This is a genomic window from Lachnoanaerobaculum sp. ICM7 (genome assembly GCF_000287675.1).
GTDB lineage: Bacteria > Bacillota > Clostridia > Lachnospirales > Lachnospiraceae > Lachnoanaerobaculum.
This window is the reverse complement of the sequence record NZ_ALJL01000010.1, coordinates 16,040-34,266: the sequence shown is the minus strand read 5'-3', so window position 1 is coordinate 34,266 and position 18,227 is coordinate 16,040. Positions and strand designations below refer to the sequence as shown.

The 18,227-nt window shown below is 34.5% G+C and carries 13 protein-coding genes and 1 pseudogene; 10 read left to right on the top strand and 4 right to left on the bottom strand.

What is annotated here, in order from left to right:
• The 5 genes and pseudogenes from HMPREF1140_RS14000 to HMPREF1140_RS01840 all read left to right on the top strand — a co-directional run.
• Positions 1 to 198 (top strand): annotated as a pseudogene (locus HMPREF1140_RS14000) (IS1182 family transposase); the annotation flags it as partial.
• A 214-nt stretch (positions 199 to 412) separates the two neighbouring features.
• Entirely contained in the window at positions 413 to 1,900 is a 1,488-nt protein-coding gene (locus HMPREF1140_RS01855) for a UDP-glucose--hexose-1-phosphate uridylyltransferase (protein WP_009662211.1), read from the top strand.
• Positions 1,901 to 2,025: 125 nt separating this feature from the next.
• Positions 2,026 to 3,885, top strand: coding sequence for a hypothetical protein (locus HMPREF1140_RS01850; protein WP_009662205.1), 1,860 nt, complete (start codon positions 2,026 to 2,028; stop codon positions 3,883 to 3,885).
• A gap of 2 nt (positions 3,886 to 3,887) precedes the next feature.
• Positions 3,888 to 6,938: a toll/interleukin-1 receptor domain-containing protein gene (locus HMPREF1140_RS01845; RefSeq protein WP_009662210.1), complete on the top strand. Its 3,051-nt coding sequence runs from the start codon at positions 3,888 to 3,890 to the stop codon at positions 6,936 to 6,938.
• Positions 6,939 to 7,073: 135 nt separating this feature from the next.
• Positions 7,074 to 8,828, top strand: coding sequence for an IS1182 family transposase (locus HMPREF1140_RS01840; RefSeq protein WP_035619718.1), 1,755 nt, complete (start codon positions 7,074 to 7,076; stop codon positions 8,826 to 8,828).
• A gap of 183 nt (positions 8,829 to 9,011) precedes the next feature.
• Here HMPREF1140_RS01840 and HMPREF1140_RS01835 read toward each other — a convergent pair whose 3' ends face one another.
• Positions 9,012 to 9,458: a hypothetical protein gene (locus HMPREF1140_RS01835; RefSeq protein ID WP_007595028.1), complete on the bottom strand. Its 447-nt coding sequence runs from the start codon at positions 9,456 to 9,458 to the stop codon at positions 9,012 to 9,014.
• 218 nt (positions 9,459 to 9,676) lie between these two features.
• On the opposite strand from HMPREF1140_RS01835, the gene HMPREF1140_RS01830 reads away from it, so the two are divergent.
• The 5 genes from HMPREF1140_RS01830 (at position 9,677) to HMPREF1140_RS01810 (ending at position 14,801) form a co-directional block, all read left to right on the top strand.
• A complete protein-coding gene (locus HMPREF1140_RS01830; protein WP_009662214.1) occupies positions 9,677 to 10,198 on the top strand; it encodes a cysteine hydrolase family protein in 522 nt (173 codons plus the stop codon).
• Positions 10,199 to 10,384: 186 nt separating this feature from the next.
• Positions 10,385 to 12,274, top strand: coding sequence for a carbohydrate-binding domain-containing protein (locus HMPREF1140_RS01825; RefSeq protein ID WP_009662209.1), 1,890 nt, complete (start codon positions 10,385 to 10,387; stop codon positions 12,272 to 12,274).
• Complete coding sequence (locus HMPREF1140_RS01820; RefSeq protein ID WP_009662215.1) at positions 12,274 to 13,344, top strand: bifunctional glycosyltransferase family 2/GtrA family protein; 1,071 nt, start codon at positions 12,274 to 12,276, stop codon at positions 13,342 to 13,344. The genes HMPREF1140_RS01825 and HMPREF1140_RS01820 overlap by 1 nt, the downstream gene beginning before the upstream one ends.
• A gap of 24 nt (positions 13,345 to 13,368) precedes the next feature.
• A complete protein-coding gene (locus HMPREF1140_RS01815) occupies positions 13,369 to 14,418 on the top strand; it encodes a phosphodiester glycosidase family protein (RefSeq protein ID WP_009662206.1) in 1,050 nt (349 codons plus the stop codon).
• Positions 14,418 to 14,801: a hypothetical protein gene (locus tag HMPREF1140_RS01810; RefSeq protein ID WP_009662222.1), complete on the top strand. Its 384-nt coding sequence runs from the start codon at positions 14,418 to 14,420 to the stop codon at positions 14,799 to 14,801. The genes HMPREF1140_RS01815 and HMPREF1140_RS01810 overlap by 1 nt, the downstream gene beginning before the upstream one ends.
• A gap of 48 nt (positions 14,802 to 14,849) precedes the next feature.
• Here the strand turns inward: HMPREF1140_RS01810 and HMPREF1140_RS01805 are convergent, their stop codons facing one another.
• The 3 genes from HMPREF1140_RS01805 to HMPREF1140_RS01795 form a co-directional block, all read right to left on the bottom strand.
• The gene (locus HMPREF1140_RS01805; protein WP_009662221.1) at positions 14,850 to 16,115 is read right to left on the bottom strand and encodes a sensor histidine kinase; all 1,266 of its coding nucleotides are present in this window, start codon (positions 16,113 to 16,115) and stop codon (positions 14,850 to 14,852) included.
• Complete coding sequence (locus tag HMPREF1140_RS01800) at positions 16,115 to 16,789, bottom strand: response regulator transcription factor (RefSeq protein WP_009662207.1); 675 nt, start codon at positions 16,787 to 16,789, stop codon at positions 16,115 to 16,117. Before HMPREF1140_RS01800 ends, HMPREF1140_RS01805 begins: the two co-directional genes overlap by 1 nt.
• Before the next feature lie 105 nt (positions 16,790 to 16,894).
• Complete coding sequence (locus HMPREF1140_RS01795) at positions 16,895 to 18,226, bottom strand: MATE family efflux transporter (protein ID WP_009662212.1); 1,332 nt, start codon at positions 18,224 to 18,226, stop codon at positions 16,895 to 16,897.
• Position 18,227 lies beyond the last annotated feature (1 nt).

Here is an 18,227-nt window from a genome sequence, read left to right as displayed (position 1 = left end):
CAAGGGAGAAAGCCTAAAAGAGATGCTTTTTATGAATTTAAAAGTAAGAAACTTACTTCAGATATCCTAGATGACTTAAACTGTCAGTTTATGAGATGATTACAAAAAGAAGGAATTGTAACATTAAAAGAATTGTTTATTGATGGAACGAAAATAGAAGTTAATGCTAATCGTTATACTTTTGTATGGAGTGGAAGCATTAACCTAGATTATTCATGGAGTTACCATGAATAATCTAGGTAAAATAATAAAGAAAAAAGATTTTTACATAAGCAACAGTATTTATTAAATAGAAAAATTTTCCTTTATCAATGTAATTTTTATCTATTGCAATTGGAGGTTTATTGATTGATAATTGACTTGCAGAGTGTTATATGTGAAAAAACAAAGAATTGGTTTAGGGAGCAAAAAAATGATTAACAGGCTTATCAATGAACTTATGGCTTACGGTATGCGTGAGTATCTTGTGGATGAAGATGACAGAGTATATATTACAAACCGATTGCTGGATCTTTTCGGTCAGATAGAGTTTGAAGAAGAAGAGGTGACTGAAGAAAGAGCGCTTGTGGATATACTCTCAGATATGTGTAAGTATGCCTATGAAAAGGGTATTATAGAGGATGATACCGTGACAACGACAGATCTTTTTGATACAAAAATTATGGGACAGCTTACTCCTATGCCTTCAACCGTAAGAAGAATGTTTAAAGAGATATATCATATAAGCAGTAAACTTGCTACAGACTTTTATTATAAATTCAGCAAGAGAACAAATTATATACGTACAGACCGTATTGCAAAGGATGAAAAATGGGTTACCGAAACGGAGTACGGACCTATAGATGTTACTATTAATCTTTCAAAGCCTGAAAAAGATCCGAGAGATATTGCAAAAGCCGGACAGGCAAAGAAATCAGGATATCCAAGTTGCCTGCTTTGTATGGAAAATGAGGGATATGCGGGACATTTCTCACATCCGGCAAGACAGAATCTTATATTAATTCCCATCTCTCTTGACGGAGAGGATTATTTTTTACAGTACTCACCATATGTGTATTACAATGAGCATTGTATAATATTTAATAAACAGCATAAACCTATGAAAATAGATAAGGCTGTATTTAAAAAGCTTTTGGAGTTTGTGAAGCTTTTCCCTCATTATACAGCAGGCTCAAATGCAGATCTTCCTATAGTCGGAGGTTCTATTTTAAGCCATGATCATTTTCAGGGGGGCGGCTATGTATTTGCTATGGCAAAGGCTCCATATGACAGAAATTTTGTAATTCCGGGATATGAGGATCTGAATGCAGGTATTGTAAAATGGCCTATGTCCGTTATCAGACTGCAGGGTAAGGATATAGACAGAATTGTTGAGGCTTCAGATCATATTTTATCTTTGTGGAGAGGATATACTGATAAGGATGCATTTGTATTTGCAGAAACTGACGGTACTCCTCATAATACTATTACACCGATTGCAAGAATGCATGGAGATTTGTATGAGATAGACCTTGTACTTAGAAATAATATAACAACCGATGAAAGCCCATGGGGCGTATATCACCCCAGTGCAGATCTTCATCATATTAAGAAGGAGAATATCGGTCTTATAGAAGTAATGGGACTTGCCGTTCTTCCTGCAAGACTTAAAAAAGAAATGGCACTTCTTGAAGAGTATATTCTTTCAAAAAAGGATTTAAGAAGCAGTGAAGAATTAGAAAAGCATGCGGACTGGGTAGACGGATGGATTAATAATTATGATATCAATTCTGAAAATATTCACGGTATTGTACAGGATGAGATCGGTAAAGTTTTTGTAAAGGTTTTGGAATGTGCAGGTGTTTACAAGAGAGATGAAAAAGGTCAGGAAGCATTTGACAGATTTGTAAAAACTTTATAATTCATAATACTTTATAAATCATTAAGTTTGTTGTTATAAACTATAGTTGTAAGGCATTGCACTGATAAGATATAATTAGTGCGATGCCTTGTTTTTATAGGCTTAATAGTAAAAAAGGTGGTAGTATGAGAGAAAATAAAACCTATTACAAAAAGAAAATATATCTGGTCATACTTATTATGACAATTCTTTTCGGATTTCAAGGTATGTATGAATATTACAGTGCAAAGATAGACGATCCTTTCCAACTGATTTCTGCCGTATTATACGGTATCATAAAATTGTTTTTATTTGCACCGCCTATTTCACCGAGTGATAAGACAAATGTTTTTTATGAGATTGCAAAGTGGACTGCACCGATACTTACATCCACTTTTGTATTTACCAAAATTTCAAATACTCTTTTACATATGAAAAACATAGTTTTAAATAAGATAAGCGGTAATCATATTTTGGTATTTGAAAATTCGATCATGGGTGAGACACTGATTAATAATCTGATAGATGAAAAAACTTCATATAAGATATCACTTATTTCAAAGAATTTCATAGATGACAATATGAAAAACAAGTATGAGAAAAAGGGAATTGATGTTTATCAGACGGATTTTGAAAACAGTGACAGAAATGAGATAAGAGAACTTTTTGCCGCACTCAATATAAATAAGGCAAAGTATATGTTTTTTTGTGCCGATGCGGATCTTGAAAATTATGCCCTGTACACAAATGTTATAAAGAGAATAAAGCCTCAAAGACATATTACCTGCTATGTAAAATGTGAGTCAAAAACAGTGTCCTCATATATAGAGGATATGATAGCTCAGGAAAGAAAAAAAGAAGAGAGTCTTAAGAAGATAGATACCGTACATTTTGATGAGAGAGATCTGACTGTCAGAATGCTTATATCGGATAAATGTGTAAGTAAAAGTATATCAAGTAATGTAGAGGGACTTTTAGGTATAGGTAATACAGTGACTCCTGAGCTGATTGATGAAAATATCAAAAGGATGCATGTTTTAATAATAGGTATAAATGAGCTGACTTCTACATTATTAAAGTTTATTTCCAATGATATGACCATGACATTAAAGGAAAATGTAAAGGTAAGTATTATAGACAGGGATGCAGACAGAAAGATGAAAGAGCTCTTGGTGGACAATGAGGGCTTAAATAATTCTTTGGATATACAGATAATGAGTCTAAGTTCTGAAAGAAATATGATGTATGATCATCTTAGAAGTATAAAAAACGAAGCGGATCTGTCTCTCATTTTTTTGATGAATGAAGATGTTGTTAAGAGCCTTAAAAACTTGAAGCTTTTAAACAGATATTTTGAAGGTGTTCCAAAGATAATAAGAAATGTATCAAATATAGATTTAAGTTATGTATTACCTAAAAACAATGATAATATAAAAATATTCGGAGATGTTTCACAGATTATGACGGAAGATGTTATGATAAGAGCAGCTCTTGATAAGAGAGCAAAGCAGTTTAATGACAGCTATAACATATCTTCTGCGGCAGCAGGTATGGGAGAAGGACAGAAATGGAACGAGCTGTCATATGTGAAGAAGACATCTTCAAGATTATCTGCCGCGCATGACAGGATAAAGGAAGAGATAGTAAGAAAAATATTTTCAGATAAATCTGAGGATGAGATAAAAGCCTATCTGAATTTGAAGTTTGAAGAATTCAGTGCACTACAGGAAATCAGAAAAGTTGATAATGAAGAGTTCAAGAAAAAGTTTTGTGAATATCTAAAGAATGCGCCGGTACTTGATTTCTTATCAAGACTTGAACATAAGAGATGGTGTAACAGCTATTATGCCATGAACTTTAAGTATGGTGAAAAGAAGGATGAGAACTTAAAGACTCATCCATGTCTGATAGATGACTGGAAGATAATAATAGGCGAGAAGTTTTACACCTGTCATCCGGAATATGATTTATTATCGGTATTTACCTTGTTTCAAAGAGAGGAATGAGAATGGAAAAAGAACAAAAGCACAGGCAAAATATAGATGAAATGCAAAAGGCGGCAAATGAATATAAAGAGAAAAGCTATAAGTATGACGCCTTTATAAGCTATAGGCATGTGGAGCCTGATCAAAGTATAGCTAAGCAGGTTCACCAGATGATAGAGACATTCAAAGCGCCTAAAGAATTTTATCAAAACGGTAAAAGACCTGTATTCAGAGTGTTTCGTGACAGAGAGGAACTTGCCGCAAGGGATTTAAGTGCTTCCATAGAAGAGGCACTTGCCACAAGCAGATATCTTATTGTTATATGTTCAAAAAGAACACCGCTTTCAGAGTGGTGCCAAAGAGAGATAGAGACTTTTAAGAGTTTGCACGGAAGTGAGAGGATAATCCCCGTACTGGTAGAGGGTGAGCCGGGTGAAGCTTTTCCTCTGCCGTTAAAAGAGTTAAAGGGTGAGGAATCTGTAAGCGAGATACTGGCGGCAGATATAAGACCGGATGAGACATTAAATGCTGATTTTGAGGGTTATGAAGCTTTGCAAAATAACAATAAGCCAAAGTTAAAAGAGCTTACAAAGAAATCTTTAGACATATTAAAAACTGAAAAATACAGGATAATGGCCACTGTTCTCGGCTGCAGCTTCGGAGATTTAAAGCAGAGAGATAAGGAGAGAAAAAACAAGAGAATTTTGACTGTTTCCACCTTATCGGGAGTGGTATTTTTGATATTCGGTCTGTTTATGGCAAATGCTTATCAAAAAGCAGAACTTGCCAGACAGGAGGCGGTGCAGTCAAATGCAAGCATACTTATGAAAAGGTCCAAGGACTTTACAAAAGAGGGAGATTTTATTAAGGCTGTTTTGGTGGCAAAGGAAGCCATGAAGTCTATAAAACCTAATATGAAGTATTATGATACTTTGAAGGCGGAAGAGGATACAATATTCAACAGTATGATATATCACAGCGGAGCTTCAACATTGACTTCCATATCTACTAAAAACATCTTTACATATATGGATGTAAGTAAGGATGAAAAATATGTAGCTTACGGATTTGATAACAATTATACGGCAATTGCAAGTGTAGATAACGGAGAAGTATTAAAAATCTTGCCGGGCCATACTCAGCAGGTGAAGGTGGTGAGATTTTCTAATGACAATCGATATCTGGCATCATTTTCATTTGATAATACATGTATTATATATGATGTTGAAACAGGTGAAGAAAGGGCAAAGATAGAAACCGAGGGTGTACCCATGCTTGTCAGATTTTCAGAAGATGATTCAAAACTGACACTTATTACATTTAATAATAATACCTCTACCAATTTCTATTTATATGACACTGCTAATTGGCAGCAGACAGGAGGATTTGTAATTGACTCTCTTATAAAAAATGCCGATATAAAGAGTGACGCAAGTGAGGCAATTATAATTACAAATCCGGACAGTGACAATCAGATAACAAGAAGAAGTCTTACAGACGGAAGTATAATAGAGGTTATTCCAAGTCTTACAGTTAATACGGCGGAACCCGGAGTAATAAAAAATAAACAGTACAAAACGGCAGCCTATTCGGCTGACGGCGAGAGTATTTTATTAAATACCCAGAATGATTTAATAAAAGTTACATATGATAACATGGAATTATTTCATCAGGAGATATCTATTAACTTTAATGATCCCAAGGTAATATATGAAAGTGAGAATGGAGATAAAATAGCAATAAAATCAAATAATACTATATACATTCTGGATGGAAAAACCGGAGAGACAATTAATAAAATATATATGCAGGATTTAAAGTATTATACTTACAACAGCAATACAAATACGATAGTCGGATTTTCGGAAAACGGAAATTATTCTGTATGGAAGGATGGAGCTATAACCGACAGTAACTTGAATTATGGCGGAATATTGCCGATAGAATATATATTTTTAAAAGACGGAAGCAAAGTATTGGCAAGTTCTCATGACAGTCAGACAATAAAGATAATAGATTTAAAGTCAAGAATTTCTTCGGATTCTATACATGCAAGAATAGTATCAAATTCAAATGATTCTTCAAAAATGCTTTTGTTTGACGGGAATGATGTATTTATATCGGATGATGACGGTAAAACGAGTAAAAAAATACCTTTTAACAATAATATTACATATGGAATAGCCGCAACTTTCAAAGATCAAAAAATATCAAATGACGGAAGATATTATACTGTTTTGGGAATAGATAATGATACGCCGGACAAAAAGCCTACATTAAGTATTTATGATATTGAAAATGATACAATCAACAATATATATATAAATGCAATGGATTCAATACTGTCATTTAGCAATGATTCAAAGCAGATATTTGTGCTTGACGCTGTAGAAGGTCTGAATGTATATAGTACAGACTCGTTTGAGAAAGTAAAAAGCTACAGTGATATAAAGGAAAGTTCAGGAAATATAAAATTGTCAGGGGATTCAAAGATATTTGTTATAAACAAATATTCGGGAATTTCCTCGATATATAATCTTGAGTCGGGTGAACATATAGAAGATATACCCGGAGAAGTATTATATGTGGAAAACAGTTCCGGTGAAATAAGAGCAAAAGGAATACAAAATAATACGGCATTTACCTGGAGCAGTAAGACAGGACTGAAATCATGGGAAATGGATGAGGCCTGCAGTCAAACACCTCTAAGTCTTAAGGATGTCAATCTGTATAATGCAAATGCCGATATATTGTTGATGATCAGAAATAATGATACTGAAAGAAAATGCTATGTAGTGGATTTTTCAACAGGTAGACTTAAGATGGCTCTTAATTCCACATTGAAAGAGTATGCTGTAAACGGACATATTTCTTCTGACGGTAAGATGATAGCTGTAGATCAAAATTATTATGCCGATTATAATTTCAATGCCGGAAAAAACAATCAATATATCGAGTCAACAGTGTACAAGATACTTAATGAAGAAGAGGTATCTAATGAGATAGACAGTATTCTTTCAGGAAGAATACTTACTGAGGATGAAAAGATACAAATAGGTTTGACTACCAAATAAAAAGGGGCTGTCGGGAAATGGCAGCTATAAAAGAGGGAGGAGTAACTCAAAACGAGTCACTCCTCCCTAAGTTTTTGCATAAAAAAAGATGGCTAACGACAACCATCTTTCTCCGTTACATGTTATAATGTAACTATGCTCACAGTTAATTATTATAACGACTTTTTTGAAATAGGTCAACAGAAAATCAACTTTAGTTTCTATGAATTGAGTTTACCCGATGACGATCCGGTCTATACCCTAAAAAAAGTTATGGAGGATTTAAATTTTTCCGGACTGTTAGCCAATTGTTCGGATAAGGGAAGAACAGGGTACAACCCGATCATGATGTATGCAGTTATTACTTATGCAAATATGCGAGGAATACGTTCTATTGATCGTATTGTAGATTTATGCGAAAGAGATATTGCTTTTATCTGGCTTACTCAAGGGAGGAAGCCTAAAAGAGATGCCTTTTATGATTTTAAAGGTAAGAAACTTACTTCAGATATCCTAGATAACTTAAACTATCAGTTTATGAGACGATTAAAAAAAGAAGGGTTTGTAACATTAAAAGAATTATTTATCGATGGAACGAAAATAGAAGCTAATGCTAATCGTTATACTTTTGTATGGCGTGGAAGCATTAATTATCATCTTGCAGGTCTTCTGGATTCTATAGATAAGCTTTATTCAGACTATAACTCTTTTTTACAAGATAACAGTTTTGGGGAGAAGTACGGGCTTGGAAATGCACAAATGTTTGTGATTGACGGAATTGATAAAGTCAGAGATGTTATTGAAAAGAACAGAAAAAGAAAGATTACAAAACATAAAAAGTTATCTAATAACCGTATTATAGAGATTGATAACTGTTCGCCTATTGAAATACTTAAGCTTCAGAAAAATCTTATGGCTATTGCTGACGGAGAAGGTATTGTATTTGTTAACGGAAAGGGTAAGAGAAAGCCAAAACTTCAACAACTCTATGAAGAGCTTGAACATTGTGGACAGCGATTAATGAACTATAAAGAATGCTTTGAGATTATGGGGAAAGATAGAAACAGCTACTCAAAAACTGATTTGGAAGCAACCTTTATGCGAATGAAGGAAGATCATATGTTGAACGGACAGCTAAAGCCGGCATACAATGTACAGATAGCAGTAGAGAATTATTTTATTGTGCATGGTTATGTAAGTAATGATCGTACAGACTATAACACACTGATTCCTGTCCTTGAAAAGCATAAGAAAGCATTTGGAGAAGTGCTTGAAGAAGTTACGGCAGATAGCGGCTATTGTAGTGAGAAAAACCTCTTATATCTGAAAGAAAATCAAATAGACAGTTATATAAAACTACAGGATCATGAAAAACGAAAAACAAGAGCATACAGTAAAGATATAGGTAAATACTACAACATGAAGACAACAGTATTTGAGGATGAGCAAGTCTATATCTGTCATGACGGCCGTGAACTGAGACATATCAACACAGAAAAGAAAGAACAGAATGGTTATACACAAACATATGAAGTATATGGATGTTCAGACTGTAGTGGATGTGAACATAAGTCTAAATGTTTATACAAGTATAATCCTGATAAAGATATTGATAAGAATAAAGTAATGAAGATCAATGAAGTATGGGAAGAGCTCCGAGAGAAGTCACATGCTAACATACAGAGTGAAAAAGGTATTCTGAAACGACAGATACGCTCTATTCAAACAGAAGGTCATTTTGGAGATATTAAAGAGAATGAAGATTTCCGACGCTTTAACTATCGTACTTCAGATAAGGTTTATAAAGAATTTATGCTTTTTGCAATAGGAAGAAATATAAATAAATATCATCGTTTTCTCCATGCCAAACTAAAGAAATTTGAAGGAAAACTACAGGAGAAAACAGCATAGTAAAAAATGCAAAAGCAAAATTTCAGCCAAGGGGGTTTTATGCCCCAAAATAGACAGTATTATAGAAAAGTAAAATATCCTGACAAAGTCGCAAAGCTCAAAAGCCTTGTATTTGTCAGGATATTTCTATTTTGTTCTGCGGGAAGTAAAATTACTTATTTCCCGACAGTCCCCTGCATTTTATTATTTTTTGAAAAGTTTTGCAAAAAAGCCTTTTTTCTTAGGCTCGGCTTTTACGATTTTACCGCCCTTTACACTCTTTATATCTGAGATGTAAATACCGCTTACTACCGCCTTTACTTCCGTCTTTAGCGGTATAGATGCAAATACCTTTTCATCTGCCATCAATGTCATGATCTTCGGACCTACCTTTGCTTTTACAATAGGCACTTTAGACCATTTGAGGTACCATGGGGTTTGCTCATAAACGATTTTCGGCAAACCTGATTCTTTTATCTTCAGTTTCTTTTTATCTATAATAAGCATAGAAACAGTTTGTTTGGCAGCTTCCATAGCGGCCTGGGATTCTACTTGTTTTGTCTCCATTTTTCTTCCGAAGAAGTATAGTGCAACTAAGGCGACAAGTAATATAACGAGTATGACAATAAGTATTGTCAAAAATGTTCTCACTTTTCGTTCCTCCAAAAAATAAAAATTGTGAAGTATCACTGACGACAATTATATCAAAATCTTAACAATTTATCAACAATTTATCAAGATACTCATAGTACAATGGTTATTACAGGTTTGTATTTTTAGGTTTAATGTCAATAAAGACATGTGTTATAATACAAAAGATAAAAAGAGCTGTGTTAGGAATTTAAATAAAATATTACAGTGGAGGTTATATGAGAAAGATATTGATTGTTATAGATATGCAAAATGATTTTATTGACGGGAGCCTTGGAACAAAGGAAGCGGAGGCTATTGTAAAAGGTGTAACAGATAAAATCAAGGAGTACAAAAAAGAAGATGTATTTGCGACTATGGATACTCATAAGGACAGTTATCTTAAAAGTCAGGAAGGTAAAAATCTTCCGGTAGAGCACTGTATAGAAGATACTAATGGTTGGGAGTTACATCCGGATATATCAAAGCTTATTGATCCGGAAAATATCTTTAAAAAACCGAGTTTCGGAAGTGTGGAGCTGGCAAATAAGATGCTTGAGATATCAAAAAAGGAAGATATTGAAATAGAGTTGGTAGGACTTTGCACCGATATATGTGTTGTATCAAATGCACTTTTAATTAAAGCATTTCTACCGGAAGTAAAAATTTCAGTTGATTCAAATTGCTGTGCCGGAGTTACTGTTGAAAAGCATAATGCCGCGCTGGAAACATTGAGAAGTTGTCAAGTGGAGATAAAATAAAATATTTGAGTAAATATAAAAAGCCTTACATTCAAGTTAAACTTGTTTGTAAGGCTTTTTTTCACATATTCTTCACAAATTAGCCTGTTTTTTTCAGTTTCATTTCAGTTTACTCGTGTATTCTTAGGGCATGAAAGGAAAACATTCCTTTAAAAATAATTTGAATATAAGAGAAATGAGGAGCTTATGAAAAGAGAGATAACAGATAAGAATAAGAAGATTAATAAAAATATTGCATTTTCATTGATGGGAATGGGACTGATGATTAGCTTAGGAGCATGCAATGCATCACAGGATGCAAGTGCAGCAACTGTAAGTGCAAATGTAAACAGTAATAAAACTCAAAAAAATCAGGGAAATGAAACAAGTATAAGTATTGATAATAATACAGTTTCAATAAACGGAGACGGAGCAAGCAGTGAGGGAAAGGTCATTACAATAAGTAAGGCCGGAACATATCGATTAAGCGGAAAGCTTGATGAAGGACAGATAGTTGTAGATGCAGACGGAGATGTAAACTTAAATCTTGATAATTTTACAATATCAAATTCATCAGATGCACCGATAGTCGGAAAGAGCGGAAATATAAATATCAATCTTGTTGACGGTAGTGATAATAAGATAAGTGATACCAGAGCTGCAAACACTCAGGATGAGAACAGTTCAAATGAGACAAAAGCATATGATGCTGCAATTTATGCTGAAGCGGATATAAATCTTACAGGAAGTGGAAAGCTTACAGTGGAAGGTGGATATGAGGATGCCATTCATTCAAAATCCAATTTAAATATTGAAAGCGGAAACTACTCCATTACAGCTTCACATCATGGTTTAAACGGAAAGAAAACTCTTGTTGTAAAGAACGGAAGTTTTGATATTACAACAGTGGAGGATGCACTTCATTCAAAGGGTGATGTTACTTTTGAAAACGGTGAATTAAATATAAATGCAGGGGATGATGCATTGCATGCCGATAATACATTGACTGTTAAAGACGGAAAGATAAATATAAATTCTTCAAATGAAGGATTGGAAGGAGTGACGGTAAATATTGAAGGTGGAAATATTCTTGTAAATTCTACTGATGACGGTATCAATGCAGCAGGAGATTCTGAAGACGGATCACAGCTTAGTTATGCTATCAATATCTCAGGAGGAGATATAAAGATAATTCCGGGTGGTGACGGTATAGACTCTAACGGAGATTTGAATGTTTCAGGAGGAAATATAGTTGTAGACGGGCCTTCAAATGGTGGAAATGCACCTGTTGACTATGACGGAACAGGTACTATTACAGGAGGAAGCATACTTGCAACAGGCAATTCCGGAATGTTCCAGGGATTTAACGGAAATAATCAGGGGCAGTCAAGCATTATCTACTATTTGGATAATAATGCGGCTACAGGAGCTACTATAAAGATCAGTGATGAATCAGGAAATGAAATCTTCTCATCAGCAGATCAGACTCAGAGCTATAATGCCGTTTTATACAGCAGTGCTGAGATTGAAAGCGGAAAAACTTATAAGGTAAGTGTAGGAGACAGTGAGGGTTCTGTTACTGCAGGAGACTCACAGGGAGGAAACTTCAGTCATCCACCAATGGGTGGAATGGGTGGAAACAACCAAGGACAACCGCCACAGATGAACGGCAACTTCCAGGGAGGAGGTCAGGGAAATAACCAGGGTCAACCACCACAGGGACAGCCACCGGAGATGGGAGGCAACTTCCAGGGAAGAGGTCGGGGAAATAACCAAGGAGAACCGCTGATGGGTCAGCCACCACAGGGAGGACCAAATGGAAACTTCCAGGGAAGAGGTCAGGGAAATAACCAAGGTCAACCACCACAGGGCCAACCACCGGAGATGAACGGCAACTTCCAGGGAAGAGGTCAGGGAAATAGCCAAGGACAGCCTCCACAGGGCCAACCACCTCAGGGAGGAAATCAGCCACAAATGGGTCAGCCGCCGGAGAATGAAAACAATCAGAGCAGTAAAAATAAAACTGATTCTAAGAAGAAAAAGAACAAGCAAAAAAGTAATAAAAAGACAGGAGATACATCCGGAAAGGAGAAGTAATGAAAAGAAAATTTGCCCTAATACCGGCATATAAACCAAATGAAAATTTGATATATTTTGTGCAGTCCATTGAAGCAAGAGGGATAGAGGTAGTAGTGGTGAATGACGGTTCAGGGGAAGAATATCTTCCCCTCTTTTCACAACTTGAAAAGAACAGCAGAGCAAAGGTTATTCACTTTTATGTAAATCAGGGAAAGGGGGCTGCATTAAAGGAAGGATTGTCCTATTTAAATAAAATAGAAGATGATTTTACAGTAATAACCTTAGATGCAGACGGTCAGCATTCACTAAAGGATGCATTATACCTGCTTGATAAATCCATGGAAAGTGAAGACAGCTTGATACTTGGATCAAGAGAGCAATCAAAGGATTCACCTCTCAGATCAAGAATAGGCAACTATATTACAAAGAAGGTATTTTATTTTTCAACAGGAGTAAATATTGAAGATACTCAAACCGGAATGAGAGCATTTCATAAAAGTCTGATACCGGATCTTCTCAAAATAAAGGGAGAGAGGTATGAGTATGAGATGAATATGTTACTTGATTTTGCAAGAAAAGGTATAAGGATGAAGGAATACACCATTGAAACAATATATATCAATGACAATGAGGAAAGCCACTTTGATACTATAAAGGATTCAGCAAGAATATACAGCCAAATCATTAAATTTTGTGGAAGCTCTATCCTATCATTTATTATAGATTTTTTATTTTACACTGTATGCTTTTTTTTATCAGGAAGCATAATACTCTCAAATGCGATTGCCCGCATTATATCACTGCATTTCAACTTTTTGGTAAATAAAAAGGTTGTTTTCAAAAATTATAAAAAAGATGAGAAGAATCTTGCCAAAGAATATATTTCATATTTGGGGCTTGCGGTATTTATATTTTTAATGAATACATTGATTCTTCGAGGAATGGTGGAAGCATTAAATATTAATGCATATTTGGCTAAGATAATAACAGAAGCAGTTTTGTTTACAGTATCATATTTTGTGCAAAGACATTTGGTATTTGCAAAGAAAACTGTAAGAGAGAACGATTATGCAGCTTCTTTAAAATAGATGTTTAAATAATGAGGTAATTATATGAAGAAATTAAACAAGAAGAGATTAGGCGTATTGTATGGTGTACTTTTATTTTCATTCAGTACATATGCGCTTTTAGATACATTTGTAATACCGCATCCGATGCAAAGTGTAATGGCTTCAAATGTAGTTGCACAAACTACAAGCAGCAGTATAAAGGAAAGCATAGAGGCTGCCATACAAGAAAAGCTTAACGGAAATACAACCGGGAACACCTCCACAGCAGATAATAACTTAACATCAGGCAGCACTACAGCTGAAAATACGGGTACAACAAGCAGTACTTCATTGACTAATGTAGAGACTGTGGAAGGTGGAACTGTTATAGGAGAGTATTCAGACAGCAATACAAGTATTACATTAAAACAATACAGAGCATATGACAGTGATATATATGTGGCTGATGTAACGGTAAGTGATGTTTCCGTTTTAAAGACAGCACTTGCAAATAATACTTACGGAAGAAATATTACCGATACAACTTCAAATATGGCAGAAGAGAATAATGCCGTTTTGGCTATCAATGGTGATTACTATGGTGCAAGACAGGCAGGATATGTTATAAGAAACGGAAATCTTTACAGAAATACTTCCGGAGACAGAGATGCCTTGGTTATAACTAAAACCGGTGAGTTTGAGTTTGTTTCAGAGAATGAAACAAGTGCAGAAGAACTTTTACAAAGCGGAGCATATCAGGTATTGTCATTCGGTCCGATACTTTTAGAAGATGGAGAAATATCGGTAGGCGAAAATGATGAAGTAGGAATGGCAATGGCAAGCAATCCAAGAACAGCTATAGGTTACCTTGGAAATAATCATTATGTTTTCGTGGTTTCAGACGGAAGAACAAGCGAGAGTGCAGGATTAAGTCTTTATGAGCTTGCAACATTTATGAAAGAACTGGGTGTAGTTGATGCATATAATCTTGACGGAGGAGGTTCATCTACAATGGTTTTTAAGGGAGAGATTATAAATAATCCTACTACAAACGGTCACTCAAATCAGGAAAGAGCTGTCAGTGATATAGTATATATAGGAGGTGAAAACTGATGAAAAAGTCATTGATCTATCTTGGAATCTCAATATTTGTATTTATATTCGGACATATATATGAGTACTTTTCACATGGTGTATATTCAAGCTATATGATGTTTGCATTCTTGATACCTTTTATAGGACTTTTTATTCCAAGTCTTTTAAACAATCTTATTTTAAAAAGAAAGATTACTGATAATGTTACACTGCCATGGAAATGTGGTATAGCAACACTTACGGTAGGTTCAATATACAAGGGTGTATTGGAAATCTACGGTACAAGCGGAACTTTTGAACAGGTTTATTTGATAATAGGAAGTTTACTTTGTATTATAGCTACTATTGTATTGATAACTGCAAGAGTTAATACAGATAAAAATTGTGAAATAAGTGATTAGTAAAAAAGTGCCACCCCGGAAAGTTCGGAGTGGCACTTTTTCAATTAATTATATATGAAAATATATATCAAAACATATTTTTTTATTTTTACTTGATACCTTTATTTCTCCTCTATGCATAAGTACGATTTCCTTTGCTATAGGAAGCCCAAGTCCATAACCGGTACCTGAGTGAGATTCATCAAGTCTATAGAAACGCTTGAATATATTGATCGTATCTTCCTTTGAGAGTTCTTTTTCCACATCATTTTCCACTGATAAAACAATATTGTTTTTTTTCTTAGTAAGAGTAAGAGCGGTATGTGATACGGAGTACTTCATGGCATTTTCCAAAAGGATTGAGATAAGATCCTTTATTTTATTTGTATCTCCCAAAACAGAAATATTATTATCTATATCATAATTCAGTTCTTTGGAATTTTCAAAAAACAAAGGTTCAAAAAACAGACATTCTTTAGTAACTATATCTGATAAATTTATTTTTCCCATTTGCTCTTTTCTATCCTGCCAGTTTTCCAGTCTGCTAAGATCAAGCAAATCCTGTGTCAAATGCTTCATTCTTTCACTCATTTCATCAATGCCGTCAATATTCTTCTTAAGTAAAGCTATATTTTCCGCTTGAAAAGAATGTTTTGATATAGCTTTTTGAATATTTCCCACATTATTTATGATAACTGTGAGAGGTGTTTTAAGCTCATGTGATGCATCTGAAATAAACTGTCGTTGTGAAGCAATGGCATCACTTACCGGTCGAATGCTCTTTTTTACAAAGTATTTGGAGAAAAGTATTATCACTGTAGACAGTATAAAAAAAAGCAGTATGAGCAAAACCGAAAGATTATTCAAGTTTTTTATTTCTTTACTGAAATCTGTAACGGCGACACGGTACAAAGTAGGTGGTCTGTTATTATGTTGCCTTTCTTCACCTAAGTGATCGGGAGGAGAATTGACCTCACAAATATATTGCAAAGTGCCGGATTTTATAGATGAATAAAACTTATCGGTATTGTCATCTATCTTGCTTAGAGCATCTGATATTATTTTTTTCTTTGTATCACTATCAAGAAAAAAATCGGCACCATTTGTATCAATAATAGTTCCCTCAGAGTCAAACATCATTTGAAAAACAGCATATGAAGTTGATACTGAATCCTGATACATGGGTGTATTTATTGCGGAAGAAAGAGTAGACCTCAGACCGCTGTAAATACTGTTTCTGTTAAAGAGAAATGGGAAGATGAGCATAAATAAAAGTAAAAAGATACTTACTGATGATAAAAGCAATGTAAGCTTTTTTTGTAATTTCTCAATCATTATTCACCTCTTACTTCCAAATGATATCCAAGTCCTCTGCTGGCTACTATGGATATATCTGAAGACAGTGTTTTAAGCTTCTTTCTTAAAAATCCGATATATACCTCCACATTGTTTTCTGTAGCATCACTGTCATATCCCCAAACTTTTTCAAGTAAAAAATTTTTGGAAATATTATTCTTTCCTTCTTTTAAGAGAAGCCTCATCATTTGAAATTCTTTTGATGAAAGGCGAATGGAATTATCACCGGATATAAGCTCTGATGAGTCTATATCAAGAGTGGTGTTTCCAAAACTTATCTGGTTTACCTCTTTCCCCTGTCTGCGAAGCAGAGCATTTACACAGGCTAAAAGTTCCCTTCTGTCAAAAGGCTTTGTAAGATAATAGTCTGCACCGGAATCCAGTCCTTCAACTCTGTCAAGAATGTCGGATTTTGCAGTAAGTATCAAAATAGGAAGACCGTTTTTTTCTTTTCTGAGAGTTCTGGCTACCTGAAAGCCGTTTAATTTTGGGAGCATAAGATCCAGTACCAATAAATCAAAATGCGAAGATCTGGCAAGTTCAAGACCATCCATTCCGTCATAGGCACATATTACATCATGCCCATATTCTTCTAAAATTTCTTTAAGAGATGAGGCAAGTAATACCTCATCTTCAACAACTAAAATATTCATATACACTCCATTTTATGTGGTGTTTTACAACTTAAAGTATAGAATATTATTTTCTCATATAATCAGATTTTATTCAATTATATAGTATTTTCTTTGTACAGCATTTTAGCAAAAGAATTTTTTAATACGGTTTACCATAAAAACAGCTAAAGCAAATGAGAGTATATCTGCAAAAGGCTGTAGAATATATATGCCGAATTGCCCAAATGACTTTGATAGAATATATAATAGAGGTATAAAAAAGAGTCCCTGGCGTGAAACAGAAAGTAGTGAGGACATTAGGTAGTTTCCTGTATTTTGTAAAAGCATACAGCTTACTGCAAAGAATCCTAAAATAGGTAGTGTTAAACATTGCATATGTAAAAGCTTTACAGCTGATAAAATAACCTCACTGTCAGAGGTCATGGTTTTAATAAGATCTTTTGCAAAAATATATAAAATGATCGAGGATAAAACTAAAAAGATACTGCCTATAATTACTGTAAGCCAAAAAGCCTTTCTCACTCTAATATACTGCTTTGCTCCATAATTCATGGCACATATGGGTTGAAAACTTTGAGACCAGCCTATCATTATCATAAATGAAAGTGCTGATATTTTTGAGCTTACAGTCAAAGCCGCTATAAGAGAATCACTGTATTTTGCAGCAGCTATATTCAATAATATCATTGAAATACCTGTAATGGACTGCCTTGAAAAATTTGGCATACCTCCTGCTAAAATATGATATATCCTGTCTTTATTAAAGTTTAAATTAAAAGCTATATTTCCTGATTTTAAGGAGAAATATGTCAGCACAAAACAACCTGTTATTTGTCCTATAAGAGTGGCATAGCCTGCTCCTGTAAATCCGAATTTTAAATTAAACATCATTACAGGATCCAGGATGATATTTGTGATCATACCAAAGAGCAGACCTGTCATTCCCTCTTTTACATTTCCACAAAGTCTAAGCTGATTATATAAAGTAAGCGAATAAAGTCCGAATGGAATACTTAAAATAATTATTTTTAAATATTTCACAGTAAACTCAAGCAAATCATCTGAAGCATTGCCTGATAAAAATTTCGAGAGCGGAATAATAAAAATCCATGATAAACAAGCTATAATTATGCCGATTGATATTGCAAAGAATATGCCGATGGAAGCTAAGCTTTTAGCTTCTTTTTCATTTTGCTCACCAATCTTTTTTGACATTATATTTCCGCTTCCATAGCCGAACCAAAATCCAATTGCCTGTATAAAACTCATAAAGCTGAATACTATACCTATTGCGGCGGTCATAGATTTATTATTTAAGATACCTACAAAGAAGGTATCGGTAAGATTGTAGATTACCATAACAAGCATGCCGACAATAGTCGGAATAGAGGTTCTTATCAGCAATGGCAGCAGAGCATCATTTAAAATAGCCTTTCTTCTTATTTCATTATTCATA